This window comes from Bradyrhizobium liaoningense (assembly GCF_018130785.1).
GTDB classification, from domain to species: Bacteria; Pseudomonadota; Alphaproteobacteria; order Rhizobiales; family Xanthobacteraceae; genus Bradyrhizobium; species Bradyrhizobium liaoningense_A.
Genome location: NZ_JAFCJT010000002.1, coordinates 138,356 through 153,451 on the forward strand (window position 1 = coordinate 138,356; position 15,096 = coordinate 153,451).

15 protein-coding genes and 1 tRNA gene are annotated in these 15,096 nt (G+C 63.3%); 10 read left to right on the forward strand and 6 right to left on the reverse strand.

Features of this window, described 5'->3' with window-relative positions; translation table 11 throughout:
- Window positions 1-131: 131 nt before the first annotated feature.
- From JQ627_RS06295 to JQ627_RS06305, 3 genes are all read left to right on the forward strand, one after another.
- The gene (locus JQ627_RS06295; RefSeq protein ID WP_028152484.1) at window positions 132-473 is read left to right on the forward strand and encodes an integration host factor subunit alpha; all 342 of its coding nucleotides are present in this window, start codon (window positions 132-134) and stop codon (window positions 471-473) included.
- Window positions 474-497: 24 nt separating this feature from the next.
- Window positions 498-1,079: a MerR family transcriptional regulator gene (locus JQ627_RS06300; RefSeq protein ID WP_212483305.1), complete on the forward strand. Its 582-nt coding sequence runs from the start codon at window positions 498-500 to the stop codon at window positions 1,077-1,079.
- Window positions 1,080-1,190: 111 nt separating this feature from the next.
- Window positions 1,191-1,268, forward strand: a tRNA-Pro gene (locus tag JQ627_RS06305).
- Between the two features lie 1,584 nt (window positions 1,269-2,852).
- On the opposite strand, the gene JQ627_RS06310 is transcribed toward JQ627_RS06305, so the two are convergent.
- Window positions 2,853-3,470, reverse strand: coding sequence for a TetR/AcrR family transcriptional regulator (locus JQ627_RS06310; protein ID WP_212483306.1), 618 nt, complete (start codon window positions 3,468-3,470; stop codon window positions 2,853-2,855).
- Window positions 3,471-3,594: 124 nt separating this feature from the next.
- On the opposite strand from JQ627_RS06310, the gene JQ627_RS06315 reads away from it, so the two are divergent.
- Window positions 3,595-4,569 (forward strand): alpha/beta hydrolase fold domain-containing protein, encoded by a 975-nt coding sequence (locus JQ627_RS06315; RefSeq protein ID WP_212483307.1) that lies wholly within the window; start codon window positions 3,595-3,597, stop codon window positions 4,567-4,569.
- 122 nt (window positions 4,570-4,691) lie between these two features.
- Here the strand turns inward: JQ627_RS06315 and JQ627_RS06320 are convergent, their stop codons facing one another.
- On the reverse strand, window positions 4,692-4,931 hold the full coding sequence (locus JQ627_RS06320; protein WP_028152628.1) for a hypothetical protein: 240 nt from the start codon (window positions 4,929-4,931) through the stop codon (window positions 4,692-4,694).
- A gap of 342 nt (window positions 4,932-5,273) precedes the next feature.
- Between JQ627_RS06320 and JQ627_RS06325 the strand changes: the two genes are divergently transcribed.
- The 3 genes from JQ627_RS06325 (at window position 5,274) to JQ627_RS06335 (ending at window position 8,678) form a co-directional block, all read left to right on the forward strand.
- Complete coding sequence (locus JQ627_RS06325; RefSeq protein ID WP_212483308.1) at window positions 5,274-6,182, forward strand: dihydrodipicolinate synthase family protein; 909 nt, start codon at window positions 5,274-5,276, stop codon at window positions 6,180-6,182.
- Between the two features lie 145 nt (window positions 6,183-6,327).
- Window positions 6,328-7,299 carry an SDR family oxidoreductase gene (locus tag JQ627_RS06330; protein WP_212483309.1) on the forward strand — a complete coding sequence of 324 codons (972 nt, stop codon included), beginning with the start codon at window positions 6,328-6,330 and terminating at the stop codon, window positions 7,297-7,299.
- A 260-nt stretch (window positions 7,300-7,559) separates the two neighbouring features.
- Window positions 7,560-8,678 (forward strand): alpha/beta hydrolase, encoded by a 1,119-nt coding sequence (locus JQ627_RS06335; RefSeq protein WP_212483310.1) that lies wholly within the window; start codon window positions 7,560-7,562, stop codon window positions 8,676-8,678.
- Between the two features lie 8 nt (window positions 8,679-8,686).
- Here JQ627_RS06335 and JQ627_RS06340 read toward each other — a convergent pair whose 3' ends face one another.
- Window positions 8,687-9,193 (reverse strand): MarR family transcriptional regulator, encoded by a 507-nt coding sequence (locus tag JQ627_RS06340; protein ID WP_212483311.1) that lies wholly within the window; start codon window positions 9,191-9,193, stop codon window positions 8,687-8,689.
- A gap of 409 nt (window positions 9,194-9,602) precedes the next feature.
- Here JQ627_RS06340 and JQ627_RS06345 point away from each other — a divergent pair, with 409 nt between their 5' ends.
- Entirely contained in the window at window positions 9,603-11,132 is a 1,530-nt protein-coding gene (locus tag JQ627_RS06345) for a porin (protein WP_212483312.1), read from the forward strand.
- A 271-nt stretch (window positions 11,133-11,403) separates the two neighbouring features.
- Here the strand turns inward: JQ627_RS06345 and JQ627_RS06350 are convergent, their stop codons facing one another.
- The 3 genes from JQ627_RS06350 to JQ627_RS06360 form a co-directional block, all read right to left on the reverse strand.
- The gene (locus tag JQ627_RS06350) at window positions 11,404-11,880 is read right to left on the reverse strand and encodes a GcrA family cell cycle regulator (protein WP_212483313.1); all 477 of its coding nucleotides are present in this window, start codon (window positions 11,878-11,880) and stop codon (window positions 11,404-11,406) included.
- Between the two features lie 72 nt (window positions 11,881-11,952).
- Complete coding sequence (locus JQ627_RS06355; protein WP_007603456.1) at window positions 11,953-12,150, reverse strand: hypothetical protein; 198 nt, start codon at window positions 12,148-12,150, stop codon at window positions 11,953-11,955.
- Window positions 12,151-12,353: 203 nt separating this feature from the next.
- Window positions 12,354-13,295, reverse strand: a complete 942-nt coding sequence (locus tag JQ627_RS06360) for an acetamidase/formamidase family protein (RefSeq protein ID WP_212483314.1) — start codon at window positions 13,293-13,295, stop codon at window positions 12,354-12,356.
- A 238-nt stretch (window positions 13,296-13,533) separates the two neighbouring features.
- Here JQ627_RS06360 and JQ627_RS06365 point away from each other — a divergent pair, with 238 nt between their 5' ends.
- Both JQ627_RS06365 and JQ627_RS06370 read left to right on the forward strand, forming a co-directional pair.
- Window positions 13,534-14,250, forward strand: coding sequence for a YdcF family protein (locus JQ627_RS06365; protein ID WP_249142935.1), 717 nt, complete (start codon window positions 13,534-13,536; stop codon window positions 14,248-14,250).
- Window positions 14,251-14,310: 60 nt separating this feature from the next.
- Window positions 14,311-15,093 carry a DUF169 domain-containing protein gene (locus JQ627_RS06370; protein ID WP_212483315.1) on the forward strand — a complete coding sequence of 261 codons (783 nt, stop codon included), beginning with the start codon at window positions 14,311-14,313 and terminating at the stop codon, window positions 15,091-15,093.
- Window positions 15,094-15,096: the final 3 nt, after the last annotated feature.

Below are 15,096 nucleotides of genomic sequence, written 5' to 3' on the forward strand. Positions count from 1 at the left end.
CACAATCGATAAAATTTTGCCGGAATTAGCCGCGATTATCGATGCGTCTGCATTGATGAGCGCTGTTGACCGCCGTATCGTAACCTCATAATTTCAGACAACAATTGTTCGCCGTGATGTGGGGCAGGGCGATGACCGATCAAAGCAAAACCGTAACGCGTGTTGATCTCTGCGAGGCCGTCTACCAGAAGGTGGGCCTGTCGCGGACGGAATCGTCTGCGTTCGTGGAACTCGTGCTGAAGGAGATCACCGACTGCCTGGAGAAGGGCGAGACGGTGAAATTGTCCTCTTTCGGCTCCTTCATGGTCCGCAAGAAGGGTCAGCGCATCGGTCGTAACCCGAAGACCGGCACCGAGGTGCCGATCTCGCCGCGCCGCGTCATGGTGTTCAAGCCGTCGGCGATCCTGAAGCAGCGGATCAACACCCAGCATCGCGGCAATGGCGATGCCAGCAAGGCTCAACCCGAGGCGTAACCGCCTGCGCGAAGGATTTGGCATTTGGACAAGGCGCCGGATGCGTTCCGAACCATCAGCGAAGTAGCGCAGGAACTCGACATTCCGCAGCACGTGCTGCGGTTCTGGGAGACCCGATTCTCCCAGATCAAGCCGATGAAGCGCAGCGGCGGCCGCCGCTACTACCGCCCCGACGACGTCGACCTGCTCAAGGGCATCCGCCGCCTGCTCTACGGGGAGGGCTACACCATCCGCGGGGTGCAGCGGATCCTGAAAGAGCACGGCGTCAAGTCGGTGCAGGGCCTCGCCGACAGCGCGGCCGCGGTCTCGTTCGGGGCCATCGAGGACGCCATCGGCCAGAGCCTGATGGAGCCCGACGACGACGAGGCGCCCATCCGCGGCATCACTGACACCGACGATGACGACTACCAGGGCGACGAGGAGGAAGGCATCGACTTCCGCTTCACCGAGGTCGACGACGAGGACATCCTCACCACCTTCCGCAAGGGCGGCGCTGCCGCCGCACCCACCGGCCCCAGCGCCATCGATCGGGAGCGCCTCGGACGGGCACTCGCCGACCTCGTCGCCTGCCGGGAAATGTTGGATCAGGCGCTGAAGGACGGGTGAGGGCGCTTTTCGCGAGCTTTGCCGGCAGTTCCGAGGCCTTGGGGGCAGGACGCCAAAATGGTGTGACCTCGCCTTGCGCAAAGCGGCGATCCTAGCTAATGGAACGACGTTCGGAGCGTGGCGCAGCCCGGTTAGCGCACTAGTCTGGGAGACTAGGGGTCGGAGGTTCAAATCCTCTCGCTCCGACCATTTTTTCCAACTCATCGGTGGATTGACCGTCGGCGTGGAGCCTGCTCCCGCTGCGTGACGCATGCGCGACGACCGGTAGCGGGTGGCCGCTTCGGTGGTCGGCAAATTAAAATGTCGAAAACAACCCCATGCACAGTAGCGAAACCATTGGCGGATGACGTTTTTCCGAATCGGTTTGACGCGTCGGGCAAAACAGGAGCATGATGTCACCATGCCAGCCTGTGGGACGGGGGAGTATTCACGACGGCTGCTTCAATGCATTGTCGCAGGGACTTGGGAGGCGCGACGTCCGGAGCGGAGTTGGCTTCTCTCCGCGCTATGATGCGTCACCTGTCCTGGCGGCAAGCAAGTAGCGTCCGCGCCGCGGTCTGCTGCCCTTGGCGAGGTCGCGGACAGGTTTAAACGGTTTGGTAAGAATGGAGTCTTGATACTGGGATGGGCTTGGGGACTCACGGGGTCCCTTAGATGGAGCGTTCAGCGCGATCCAAACGAAAAGTAAGTCGGAAGCGCTGGGTTGTTTGTTACGGTAATTTTTCTATTGAATGTCGAGACGAAGACGGCGCGAAGAATTTGGCAGCCAAGCTGCGTAAGCGCCGATACCGTGTCACAGCCCGGACAGCCGATGGCGTCTCACCTTCGTGGCGAGTAGAGCCAGACGAAATCGACGAGTGGATATCTTCACCCACGCGCCCTAGTCGCTCGCCGCGGGTTCGACCTGCGAAGAATCGATAATTTGCGAAACACTCGAGTCGGATAGCGGCTTCAGCACGTTGGTTTTCGCCCGCGTCTGCTGCAACTTCGGACACACTCTAGCCCCTATTTGGCTGCTGGAATGCTGGCTCTCGCGACTCATCTGGAGTTGCAGCCAACTTGGGTCGAGATTGCGTCCGCAGGAGGAACGAGCGCTCCTGCAGCTATCCAGCGATCGGTCTTGCGTGTGATCCATCGCAAGGCCTGTGAAGGCCCCGGTCTTCCCCATTGGCTGGGGCCTTCCTTTTGCGCCAGATCACAAAAATATTGGCATCGCGGCGTCTGAGGAACGACTCTCCAAGGGAGAGATTGAAAAATTGGTCTGTGGCGAATCTGGACCTCCTCAAGGTCCCGCCATCCACCCGGAACGGCCCCACCGTCCGACGCGCGTTTGGCGATGGGCCGGTTTTCGTAGGTATTCACTCAACTCCCGCCGGCTCACAAAGCCGGCGGGGTTTTTGAGCTAGCGGTCTTGGCATCGGACTCCGAGGTTGTCGCAGGTGCGAGCGAAGGCATCTGTAGCATTTGCGTCTTCAAAGCAAAAAAGTGTGCCGACGTCGGCACGATCGATCCACCAGTCGACGTTGTTCGCCTTCGCAATGCGGGAAGCCTCTCCGCGCAGTAGGTCGAGCTGTCTTCCGGCGGCATGGACTATCAGGCAATTTTCCTTGGGCATATGTTTTGTCCTCAATTAAGAAAGCTGAATTGATCGCCATCAAAAATGGAAAACTCATGGCCATGGGCTCGGCTCAATGCAGCCCGCAGATAAATCAACCGCTTAGCAGGATGCCCGCTCTCCCGCGTAGAGGGTGCATGAGGCGACGGTTTCGCAAACTACCTCAGATACCCCACCACCATCCGTGTCGTCTCATCCACCAGCGTCCGCACCATTTTCTCCGACAACATCTCGGCCGGGTTCAGCACCGTGTTGTGCGCGACCGCTTCGATCGCGCTGACGCACATGAAGGCTGCCAGCCCCGGATCGATCTTGCGCATTTCCTTGCGGTGGCTTTCGAGATAGGCGCGGACAAGGCCGTCGACCTCGTGATTGAAGGCTTCGACCTCGGCGAGCCGACCGGAGCGTGGAATCTGCTCGGCGAGGACGCGGTGCAGGTCGGGGTCGATGTGATGGGCCTCGATCGCGACGGTGACCAAGCGGCGCACGGCTTTCTCGATCGGCATGTCCGCGACCTCGACGAACGCGGCGCGGACGATTTGCATGATCTCGTCGTTGTGGCGATCGATGACAACCAGCGCCTCCTTGCTGGGAAAATACTGGTAGAGTGAGCCGACGCTGACGCCGGCGATTTCGGCGATGCGGTTGGTGCTCGCTTTCTCGAAACCTTCGCGGACCAGAATGCGAGCGGTCGCCTCGACCAGCGCGTCGACGGTGGCGCGGGATCGCGCCTGCGAGGCATTTTTCCGGGGTTTTGTCGGCGGTTTGCGCGCCATGGTCCTTGCGATCCAAATGCGAGTAGGAAAAGCGAGCGAATACTCGCATTATATTCGCATGTGGCGGCCTGTCGCCAGCTCTCTTTGTCGCCATATGGACGCTGAGCCAGGTGGGGAACGGACCATGAGCGTTGCAAGACTTGTGTCGGCTTTTCAATTCTGCCCGGGCGGCTGCGTGTTCGGTGCGCGGGCGCCGCGCGATCCCGCGCCGAGCCTGCAAAGCCGCGCCTTCAACCTGCTGCTCAGGCTGCTTCCATACAAGCAGCAGCTCGCGTCCGTCGAGGCGGTGCAGGCACATGTGCAGAAGCTCGCATTGCAGCCAGCCTCCTACGAGCCGACGGGTTTAGGCCGCGGCGTCGGGGCGACGCTGACCAAGATGGGCGGATGGCCGGTCTATTACACGGCGCCGTCTTCGGGCCATGAGGGCTGCAACTTCGTCATGTTCCTGCATGGCGGCGGCTACATCAACGAGATCGTGCCGGCGCATTGGCGCTTCGTCGGCGAGATGACGCGCAAGGGGGGCGTCGTGTGCGTCGTGCCGATCTATCCGCTGGCGCCGCGCGCGACCGCGAAGGACGTCGTGCCGGCGACGGCCGAGCTGCTGCGGATGCTGCTGGAGGATGCGGGACCTGCAAAGGTCACGGTGGTCGGCAACTCCGCGGGCGCGGGCCTTGCGCTCGCCGCCTGCCAGTGGCTGCGCGATCGCGGGCATCGGCAGCCGGGCCGGCTGATGCTGATCTCGCCCGCGGCCGATGCGTCGGTCAGCCGCCCGGAGCAGGTCGAGATCGCGGCGCGCGATCCGATCCAGGACATTCCGGGGATCGTCGAGGCGGGGCGGCTCTATGCCGGCGAGCTCGATGTCGGCCATCCCTTCGTCAGCCCGCTCAACGGCGCCTTCCGTTCGCTCGCGCCGATGACGATCTTCTCGGGCACGCGCGATCTGCTCTACCCTGACAGCGTCGATCTCGCGGAGCGGGCGAGGGCGGCGGGCGTGGCGGTCGAACTGCATCTGCTCCGTGACCAGCCGCACAATTTTGCGCTGATGCCGACGCCGGAAGGGCGACATGCGCGTGCGATCATTCTGCGTGCAGTGGCTTAAAGCGAAGGCGTGATCGTTGTCACAGCGGCGCGCCGCCGCAATGGGGTCTGGCGCCAGTGGTTCCCGTGCGGAGAGACCAGGCGGCCTCCGGGGCGTTTCCTCATCGGTCGTCTTGCGTGGCCTTAGGCGTGGCCCTTGATCTCGTAATGACCCGGCACGCATTTGTAGCGCTCGAGGCGCCAGTTGGCGTGATAGATCGGATGCTCGCCCATCCATTTTGCAAGCGGGGCCTGTGCGCCGATCGCACACTGCATCATCGACATCTCGGGCGTCATGTTGCTGTCGGTCACGATTTCCTCGATGCAACTGCCTGAGCTGGCTGCGCTCAGCCGGCAGAGCACGGCAACCACGGTCACGAACATTCCTGTCACCTCATCGGTCGTTTCAGACCACGAAGAGGATGCAAGCGGAGTGCCAGAGCCTGTGACACAAACAACACGCTGGCCTAGCCGACTCGACCCCCGCGGCCACCCCCATTTGGCGATTCGGATTGTAAAAAAATTGCCCCTAAACCGAAGCCGGACAAATACGGGGAACCCACAGCGATCGACGCAGGAATGAGCGCAGGAATGATTGATTGTGGGGGCAGCGCCGCGCGAACCGCCCCTTCACAAGGCCTGCGCAGCCGATAGGCTCGGAAGCTTGCGGATACTCGTCAAAAGAGCGGGACCGCCACAGGACCAAAGGAAACGCGAGGGCAGACCATGAAGGCACGACCGACCGGCGTGATCCCGCCGATGACGACGCCGTTCCGAAAAGACGGTGAGATCGACTTTGGGCTCGTGGCGCCCCAGGTCGACTGGATGATCGGCGCCGGCGCGCACGGCGTCGCGGCCGGCGGCTCGACCGGCGAGGGCCACACGCTCGATCACGAGGAATATCGCGACCTCATGGCCGCGACGGTGGAAGCGGTGAACGGGCGCATTCCTGTCATCGCCGGCATCATCGTGGACTCCACGCGCGATGCGATCCGCCGCGGCAAGCTGGTGCGCGACATGAATGTCGCAGCGCTCCAGGTCACGCCGGTGCATTACCTGTTCAAGCCGGACGACGAGGCGATGGTCGCGCATTTCCGCGCCATGGCGGACGAGACCGGCATGCCCATCATCATCTACAACGTGGTGCCGTGGTCGTACCTCTCGCCGGCGCTGCTGACGCGGATCATGACCGAGGTGCCGCTGGTGGTCGGCGTCAAGCAGAGCGCGGGCGACCTCAAGTTGTTCGCGGACCTCATGATGATGGCGCCGGACAAGCTGATCTACAGCGCCGTCGATGCCCTGATGTATCCGTCCTATACGCTCGGGGCCCATGGCTCGATCGCCGCGATCCTGACTGCGGCACCGCATGCGTCCGTCGCGCTGTGGGATGCGGTGAAGGCGGGCGACCATCCGCGCGCGCTCGACCTGCACAAGAAGCTGCTGACGCTGTGGAACGCTGTTATCGCCGACAACCTGCCGGCCTGCACGCGCTACGCCCAGACGCTCCAGGGCTTGCCGAAGACTTATCCGCGCGCGCCGATGCCGGAGGCCTCGCCGGCGCAGCAGGCCGCGACCCGCAAGGCGCTGGAGGCGCTCGGGGCGCTGAACGGGGCGCGCGTCGAAGCGGCTGAATAGTCCGCAGCCCGAAATAACTGATGTGAAGATGGCAGCGCCGATCCGCTTTTACCTGCGGATGCGGCGCTGCTACATTTTGCGCGCGCCCCGATGCGCGGCGCCAGCTGTGAAGAAACATACCGACAAGGGGAGGGACCGAAGTCCCATGAAGGATTTTGCAGGAAAGATCGCCGTCATCACTGGCGGCGGCACGGGAATGGGACGCGAGCTCGCGCGGCAGCTCGTCGCCGAGGGGTGCAATGTCGCGATGTGCGACGTCTCCGAAGCCGCGATGGCCGAGACCAGGCGGCTCTGCGAGGTCGAGAAGCTGCCGCAGGGCCTACGCGTCACGACGCATGTCGCCGACGTCTCGATCGAGGATCATCTGAAGCGCTTCCGCGATGAGCTCGCCGAGCAGCAGAAGACGGACAGGATCCATCTCCTGTTCAACAATGCCGGCATCGGTGGCGGCGGCAGCCTGTTCACCAATACGCGCGAGCAGTGGGAGCGCACCTTCAACATCTGCTGGGGCGGCGTCTATCTCGGCGTGCGCACGTTCCTGCCGATGCTGGTCGCCGCGGACGAGGCCCACATCGTCAACACCGCCAGCGTCAACGGGTTCTGGGCCTCGATCGGCATGGGGCAGGCGCACACCGCCTACAGCTCGGCCAAGTTCGCGGTGAAGGGATTTACCGAAGCGCTGATCAACGACCTCCGCCTGCATGCGCCGCATGTCAAATGCTCGGTGGTGATGCCCGGCCATATCGGCACTTCCATCGTCTCCAATTCGCGCAAGGTGCAGAGCGCCGACGGGTCGGAGCGGCTCAATGCCGACGAGGTCGCGCTGACCCGCAAGCGCATGGTCGCGGCCGGCGTGCCGGATGCCGACAGGATGTCGGACGAGGACATCCAGGCGGCGTTCGCCGAGCGCGCCCGCAGCTTCCTCGAAGATGCGCCGACGACGGCTGCGCAGGCCGCGAAAATCATCCTCGACGGCGTCAAGGCCGAGCGCTGGCGCATTCTTGTGGGCGAGGACGCAAAGCGTCTTGACGAGCGCGTGCGGGCAACGCCGGAGCAGGCCTATGACCGCGCCTTCTACGAGAGCTTTACACAGGAGGTCGGCTGGCGGCTCGGCTGACATCGTCGACGAACGCGCGCCGATATAGGTATGATGACCATCATGGCAAGAGGTGCGCAGGCAATTTTGCGTGCCACCTCTTGCCAGTATTGGCCGGCTTATGACGATTTGGAATGTCACGCATGCGACATGCTCGTCGTTCAAGCAATGTTCAAGCGATGGTGATCTCGAACGGCTCTCATTCGGCGCACGGCAGCTTGGTTGGGGAACCAAAATAGTTTAGTCAAACAGGGGTAATGCCATCATAAAGCGTAGCTCCGATGATACCCGCATGCCTCTCCGACGACTGGATCCTTTGCCCGGAGAGAGAGGACATTTCCGCTGAATTCTCGCGGCTCCTCACCGCGGCGCAGGAGGGCGGCGCCACTATCGCAGAATGCCTGATGATCGCACGCCAGCTCAAGCAGGGCGGCGAGCAATCCTGGCACCGTGAATGGAAGAGGCTGGCGCAAGCCAACCGGCATCGTGCCGAGGCGGCATACGCGGAAGGCCACATGGCGACCGCGCAGCGCAACTGGCTGCGGGCGATGAACTACTACGGCGCGGCCGCGATGCCGCTGGATCAGGACGACGAGCGCCGCTGGGTCGCGGTGCTCGCGATGCAGGAATGCGCGCGGCGCTTCCTCACTGCACGCGGTCCGGCCGGCGAAGTCGTGACGATTCCCTGGGCCGACGACGGACACGCATTGCAAGGCTATTTCCTGCCCGCGCCGTCGGCGAATGGGCGGGCTCCGACCGTGATCTGTATCGGCGAGCCGGGCCATCGCAAGGAAGAATTCCTGTTCAAGCTCGCGCCGCATGCGCGCGAGCGCGGCTTGTCGATGCTGGCGCTGGATCTGCTCGGCGACCAGCGCGACGACTATACCGACACGCTGTTGCAGCGCCGGGATCTCGAGAGCTCGATTGCGAGCGTCATGGACTATTTGGAGACGCGCAGCGACGTCGATTTCAATCGCGTCGCGATCGTGGCCGACGGGTGGGGGTCTTCCTTCGTTGCCCGCGCGGTGTTGCAGGAGCCGCGATTCGCAGCAGCCGTGTGCGACGGCGGCCTGTGGGACCTGCACGAGCGATCCTTTTTCGCCAGCCGTTTTGCGATGAGCGACCTCAGCATCGTCCCGGTGCCGCATTCGCCGCTGATGGCCTCCAGCGTCGACTGTCCGGTGCTGATCACGCTCGGCGAGGACGGTTGGCTCAAGGCCGACCGGGCGCGCCAGATCGTGCAGAAGTCGCGCCTCGGCAGCTCCGATATCGTGCTGAAGGTGTTTACCGCGGAAGAGACCGGCGCGGCGCAGGCCCACGCGGACAATCCCAGCCTAGCCAACGAATATATCTTCGACTGGCTGGAATCGCAGCTCGGCGCCGGCGGCCGGCGGATCTGAACGGCTGCTCAGAAGTCGAGAGAGATCCGGACGCAGGCCTTTTCGAGCCGGGTCTTCAGCGTCGCGAGCTTGCCGGTGAATTCGGTCAGCTCGTTCTCGTCGAACTCCTGGAAGACGAATTCGCGAATCGTCTTGTACTGCTCGTTGAGGCTGGCGATGTGCTTCTGCGTCTTGTCGACCAGCGACAGCCGCACCACGCGGGCGTCGGTGGGCGAGGGCCGCCGGCGCAGCAGGCCTTTCTTCTCGAGCAGCTTGGACTGGGTGGTGACGAAGGACGGGTCGACGTGGAGCAGCTTGGAGACCACGTTGACCGGAACGCCGTCGTCCTTGTCGAGGTCGGAGATCGCCATCAGGATCAGCCATTGCGGACCGCTGATGCCCAGCGTCCGCGCCCAGAACTGACGCAGCTCCTCCAGATACATGTTGATCGACGATATCTCCCAGGTGAAACGCCTGATGATATCCAGATTGCCGATGGGGCGGAGGCGCGCCCCTTCTTTCCTCGTCGCTGACACAGCGTCACTCCCCGTGATCTGATTCTTTGCCGGCCGGTGTCTTGCACGGCCATAGTCCACGCAAGCCTGCCCTGACGCAAGTGCAGAGCAGGGTAATTTTGTCACTAAAATTACAAAGATGAGCAGCTCAGTCTATTTGCCGCAGCCCGAGTGTTGCGCCGGAGGCACAGGTTTATTGAAACCACAAAGCTTACCAAATAAACTATTTTGATTAGAGGAACGGCGCAGGCATATTGGCCCGTGACGGTGGGGGGTACTCAATCGTCCCGTTGCAGGTGGTTCGCTCACGTCCCTCGCGTCGATGCGGGTGTGTCCAAAAGCGCGAAGCGGCCGAGCGGATTTGAAGAGACGGGGATCTGGGGGGCCTCACGGTCCGGTCTCCGCAAAATGAGCAACTTGGAGGTTTTATATGAAAGTGGTGAAGAGCCTTTTGCTCGGCACTTCGGCGGTTCTGATGGCCGTCGGTGGAGCCCAGGCGGCCGATCTTCCGGTCAAGGCCAAGGCGGTCGAGTACGTGAAGATCTGCACGCTCTACGGCGCGGGTTTCTACTACATCCCGGGCAGCGATACCTGCATCAAGCTCGGCGGCTATCTGCGTGCTGAAGTCGCGCTCAATGCCGGCGGCAACTACAGCGGCTCCTACAACGGCGTTTCCGCCGCGAATAACCGCCTGGCCAACTACTACTCGGCGCGCGCTCGCGAAGACCTCAACATCGATACCCGTACCGCGACCGAATACGGCGTGGTTCGTACTTATTTTGACGCCGTGTTCACCTGGACGACCGATTTCACGACGGGAAGCGGCACGACGCCGGGTGCGACCGTTTACTCACAACTCGGAAGCACCGGCGTGTCTGCGCCGAACAACGCAAACGCGGGCAATATCTCGGGTGGTACGCTCGGCGTCTACTACGCCTTCGTCCAGTTCGCGGGCTTCACGATGGGTAAGGCGGTGTCGCAGTTCGACGCGCCCTGGATCAACTATCCCGGCAACAACTTCGACCAGCTGGTCGGCGGCAGCGGCACCACCAACGGCGTTGCCCAGTTCACCTACACCGCTGATTTCGGCCAGGGCGTGACGGCTGCGTTCTCGGCGCAGGATCAGACCCAGGCCTTCCAGACCAACATCTGGAACACCGCGGGCATGACCACCTCCAGCGTTCTCGGCGGCGCTTACGGTACGAGCGACTTTGGCGGCACCCGGTCTCCCGACCTCGTCGCCATGGTCCGCGTCGACCAGGCCTGGGGCCTGTTCCAGGCGTCGGTGGCCGCGCACGACAACCACGCCGCCTACTACGGTGCGACCGAAGTCACAGGTCATCCGGAAGACAAGTGGGGCTGGGCCGTGCAGCTCGCTCTGCAGATCAAGAACATCCCGACCGGTGCCGGCGACGTGATCAACCTCTCGGGCGTCTACACAGAAGGTGCGAGCCGCTACAACTTCCAGGAGCTGGCTGCGACCAGCTACTCGATGTTCGGCGGTTCGGGCGGCGCGTACCAGAGCATCGGCTTTGCCGGCGTGTCTGACGCGGTGTTCGGTCCCAGCGGCCAGCTCGAGCTGACCAAGACCTACGGCTTCCGTGGTGCCTACACCCACAACTGGAGCCCGTACTGGAACACGGCGCTCTACGGCGCGTGGGCTGCGGTCAACTACAGCGGCACGGCCAAGTCCATGATCTGCGGAAGCGCCGCGTTCGCGACCCTGACCGGCACCTGCAACCCGGACTTCAACATCGGCCAGGTGGGTGTCATCACCCGCTGGACGCCGGTGAAGAACCTGACCTTCTCGGCTGACTTCACCTACAGCCACCTCGACCAGAAGTACTCGGGCGTGATCACCAGCCCGGCGCTGACGTCGGTTGCCAAGCCGGCCGCCACGTACGAGCTGAAGGACCAGGACACCTACAGCCTGCTGCTGCGCGCCCAGCGCAACTGGTAAGCTCAAGGCCGTTCACGATCTGACAGAGCCCCGGCGGGATACCCGCCGGGGCTTTTTCATGAAAGCAGATTTCGGAAAATCCGGCAGCCCGTTGCAAGCGACGAAGACGAGCTATGCGATTCGATCGTCCTCAAATTTATTTACTTACCTGAGTTGATCAGCTATCTTGTTTTTAGCCGATTACGAAAGTCACGGCTCTTAGCCTCATGCTAAGCCTCCAGAAACCTCCGGCGATGCCCCGCCGGAGGTTTTTCGTTTTGGGACTTCGCCTTCAGCCGCGCATCACGCGGGGGCGTGAGTTCGGCCGGTAGGCGAGGCGGCTGTGGCCGGTGCAGTAGGACTGGCCGTCGGGCGCGATATTGCCGCAGAAGCAGAAGTCGTCTGCACCCGGCGTCGAGATCGGCCAGCGGCAGCAATTCTCGGCAAGCTCCAGCAGCGAGCAGCGATTGGCATCGTCGATTGGACCTGCGACCACGGGCGCGCCGGTCTCGCCGTAGATCGTGGCGAGCATCTCATATTGCAGCCGCGGCACGGCTCGCGTCCCGCGCCGCGGCGCGAGGCTCCGCTCGAACTTGCGCTCGTCGCTCGTCCTGCCGCGCGTGAGATTGAGCCGGGACAGCTTGCCGATCACCGCATTGCGGCTGACGCCGATGCCGGCGGCGATCTCGCTGCAGGTGAGGCCGGCCTCGAAGTGCTGCTTCAGAAGTTCAACTCGTTCGTCGGTCCAGGTTGGTGAGAGAACAGGCATTGTAACGGTCCCAGGTTGCAGATGTCGGCCATCCGCCTGTCGAGATCCGTCCGCCTCACGTCCGGCGCGTGCTCACGTCCTGCCATTGTCGCGAATCGACAGAAGTCCATCCTTGATGGCGAGACGGATGCCTTCCTCGATCAGTGTACGTGCGACGCCGGGAACGCTGGTGCCGTGGGTGCCCTGTCTCACCAACTTCTCCAGGTAGGTGATGGTCGAGAGCGCCAAGGTTACGGGAATGCGGTCAGTCTCGGCTTTTTCGGTGGCCATGGCCCGAACGCTAGCCTCTTACTCGGGTACATAAAAGTAACGATTAAGACTCTATTTAGGTGTCCAGGGGCAGGAGTCAAATGCAAGCTGAGGGCGTCGCTTAGCCCATTGGAATCTCATAGGAAATTAGACACGCCAGGATGCGCCGCGCGGGAGACCGCGCGGCGGCGTGGCGTCAACAGGTCAGGGGAGCCGGGTCTGGCTCAGCCGTGCACGATCGCCTTTTCGATCATGCAATGGATGCCCTTGCAGCCGTTGACGGTCTGCGTCACCCGCAGATCGGCCGCCAGGCTGCACAGCGTATAGGCGTCCTCGCGCGACAGGTTTCGCGTCTCGCCGAGCAGCACGATCATGTCGCGCAGCGCGCGCACCACGCACTGGTCGAGGTCGGGATCCATGGCCATGGTCATGTAATGCGTGGCCGTCTCGGCGCGGGGATAGTCGAACCGCAGGTCCTTGCGCAGCGTCAGGCGGAAGCGACCCTGGAGCGCGGTCTCGATCGCGGTGACGCAGACCTCGCCGTCGCCCTGCACACCATGGCCGTCGCCGCAGGAGAACAGCGCGCCGGGGACGAACACGGGCAGGTACAGCGTCGCACCGGCGCCGAGTTCCTTGTTGTCGAGATTGCCGCCCATCGCGCGCGGCACGAGCGAGGAGATGCGGCCCCAGGCCGGCGGCGGCGAGACGCCCATCACGCCGAAGAACGGCTTGAGGGGCAGATCGAGGCCCCAGGGCATGCGGCCGACCATCCGCGCCCGGTCGAGCGGGATGTTCAGGATGCGCGTCTCGTGGAAATCGTCGGGCAGGGTGCCGGACAGCGGCTTGATCATGTTCCAGCCCCAATCCTGCCGGAGCTGGACGTCGAGGATCTCGACCGCGAGCACGTCGCCGGGCTCGGCACCCTCGACCGCGACCGGGCCGGTGAGGATGTGGCCGGGCAGCATGCGCTCGTTTTTGGCATGAACCTCGAGCATCTCCGGCGGAATGTGAAACTTGTCGCGGTCGGGCAGCATGTCGGGCCCGCCGCTGATGGTGTCGACCGTCACCTCATCGCCGCTTTTGATGGTGACGACGGGCTCGAGCGCGGCTTCGAAGAAGCCCCAATGGCAGGTTTCGGGACTTGAATGCAGGTGGTGATGGGTCATTTGCCGCGTCCGTTCGGTTTGATCAGAACTCGTCATGAGAACTTGTTATGCCCGGGCTTGACCGGGCGATCGATCCTCTTTCAAGAAGATTTCTGAAGATGGACGGGCCGGTCAAGCCCGCGCAAGGCACGATCAGTCCAGCGAGGCTCCCCTGTATTTCTTTCTTTCCAAGACCCTCGGCACCGCGCTGCTGCCGGTCAATCTCCTGGTCGAGCTCGGAATCCTGTCGCTCGTCTTGATGGCGACGCGCTTTGCAGCGCTCGGCCGCAAGCTCGCCGTGACCACGCTGGTCCTGCTGGCACTGGTCGCGTTCTCGCCGCTCGGCAATCTTCTGCTCTATCCGCTGGAGTCGCGCTTTCCGGCGTGGGACCCGTCGCGGGGCGCGCCCGACGGCATCATCGTGCTCGGCGGCTCGATCGACACCGATCTGTCGGCGGCGCATCGCACGCCGGTGGTCGGGCACGCGGCCGATCGCATGCTGGCGCCGGCCGAGCTCGCGCGACGCTATCCGAATGCCCGCATCGTCTTCACCGGCGGCACGGCGAACCTGGTCTCGACGGAGGCGAGGGAGGCCGACTACACCGCGCCGATCCTGGAAAGCCTGGGCATATCGAAGGAACGCCTGATCCTCGAACGCGACTCCCGCAACACCTGGGAGAACGCGATCTTCACCAAGCAGCTGGTGACGCCGAAGCCGGGCGAACGCTGGCTTCTGGTCACGTCGGCTTTCCACATGCCGCGCTCGATCGGGATTTTTCGCAAGGCCGGATTTGATGTCGAAGCCTATCCGGTCGACTGGCGGATGGGCGGGCGCGACGAGCTCTTCGCCTTCACCCGCAACGGGGCGGACGGTCTCGGCAAGACCGACGTCGCCGTGCGCGAATGGATCGGCCTCTTGACGTATCGCATCCTGGGGCGGACCGGCGAGTTGCTTCCGGGACCCGGCAAGGACTAAAACGAGAGCCGCAAAACAAGAGCACGGTACCGGCGCGCGATGGCCGGTCGGGAGGACGGCATGCAACAGCAGAGCGCAGACAGGATCGATCTTGCCGGCCTCGTTGCCGACCTCAACAGCCTGCTGCGGCTGAAGACGACGGTGATCGGCATGAAGCTGTTCGCGCGTGCCGCCGACATGGAGGCGATCCCGAAAATCCGGCGGCCGAACGCGGTGCACACCACCGACCAGATCGTCAGCATGGCCGCACGTCTGGGCTGGACGGTCGGCATCACCGCCGACGATCTCGTCGGCGCGCAGTGCCGTGCGGTGATCGGCCTTGCGCCGCAGGATGAAAAATGGCTCGCCGGCGAAAACTATGTCGGCGTCTGGCACGGCACGGCGGAAGACGCGCGCAAGCGCCAGGAGGCGCTGGACGTGGTTCCGTTCGGGCAGTATCAGGCGCTCGCGGTCAGTCCGCTCGCGAGCGGACGGCTCGATCCGCCCGACATCTGCCTGGTCTACGCGACGCCGGGGCAGATGATCATCCTGATCAACGGGCTGCAATATACCGGCTACAAGAAGTTCGACTGGGGCGTCGTCGGTGAGACCGCCTGCGCGGATTCCTGGGGCCGGGCGCTCAAGACCGGGGAGCCCAGCCTGTCCTTGCCATGCTATGCCGAACGGCGCTATGGCGGCGTGCCGGACGAGGAGATGCTGATGGCCTTGAAGCCCTCGCATCTCGCCAAGGCGATCGAGGGCATGAAGGCGCTGGCCAGGAACGGCCTGCGCTATCCGATCCCGCCCTATGGTATTCAAAGCGACGTCCGTGCCGGCATGGGCGTGAGTTACGCGAAGAAGTAAAGG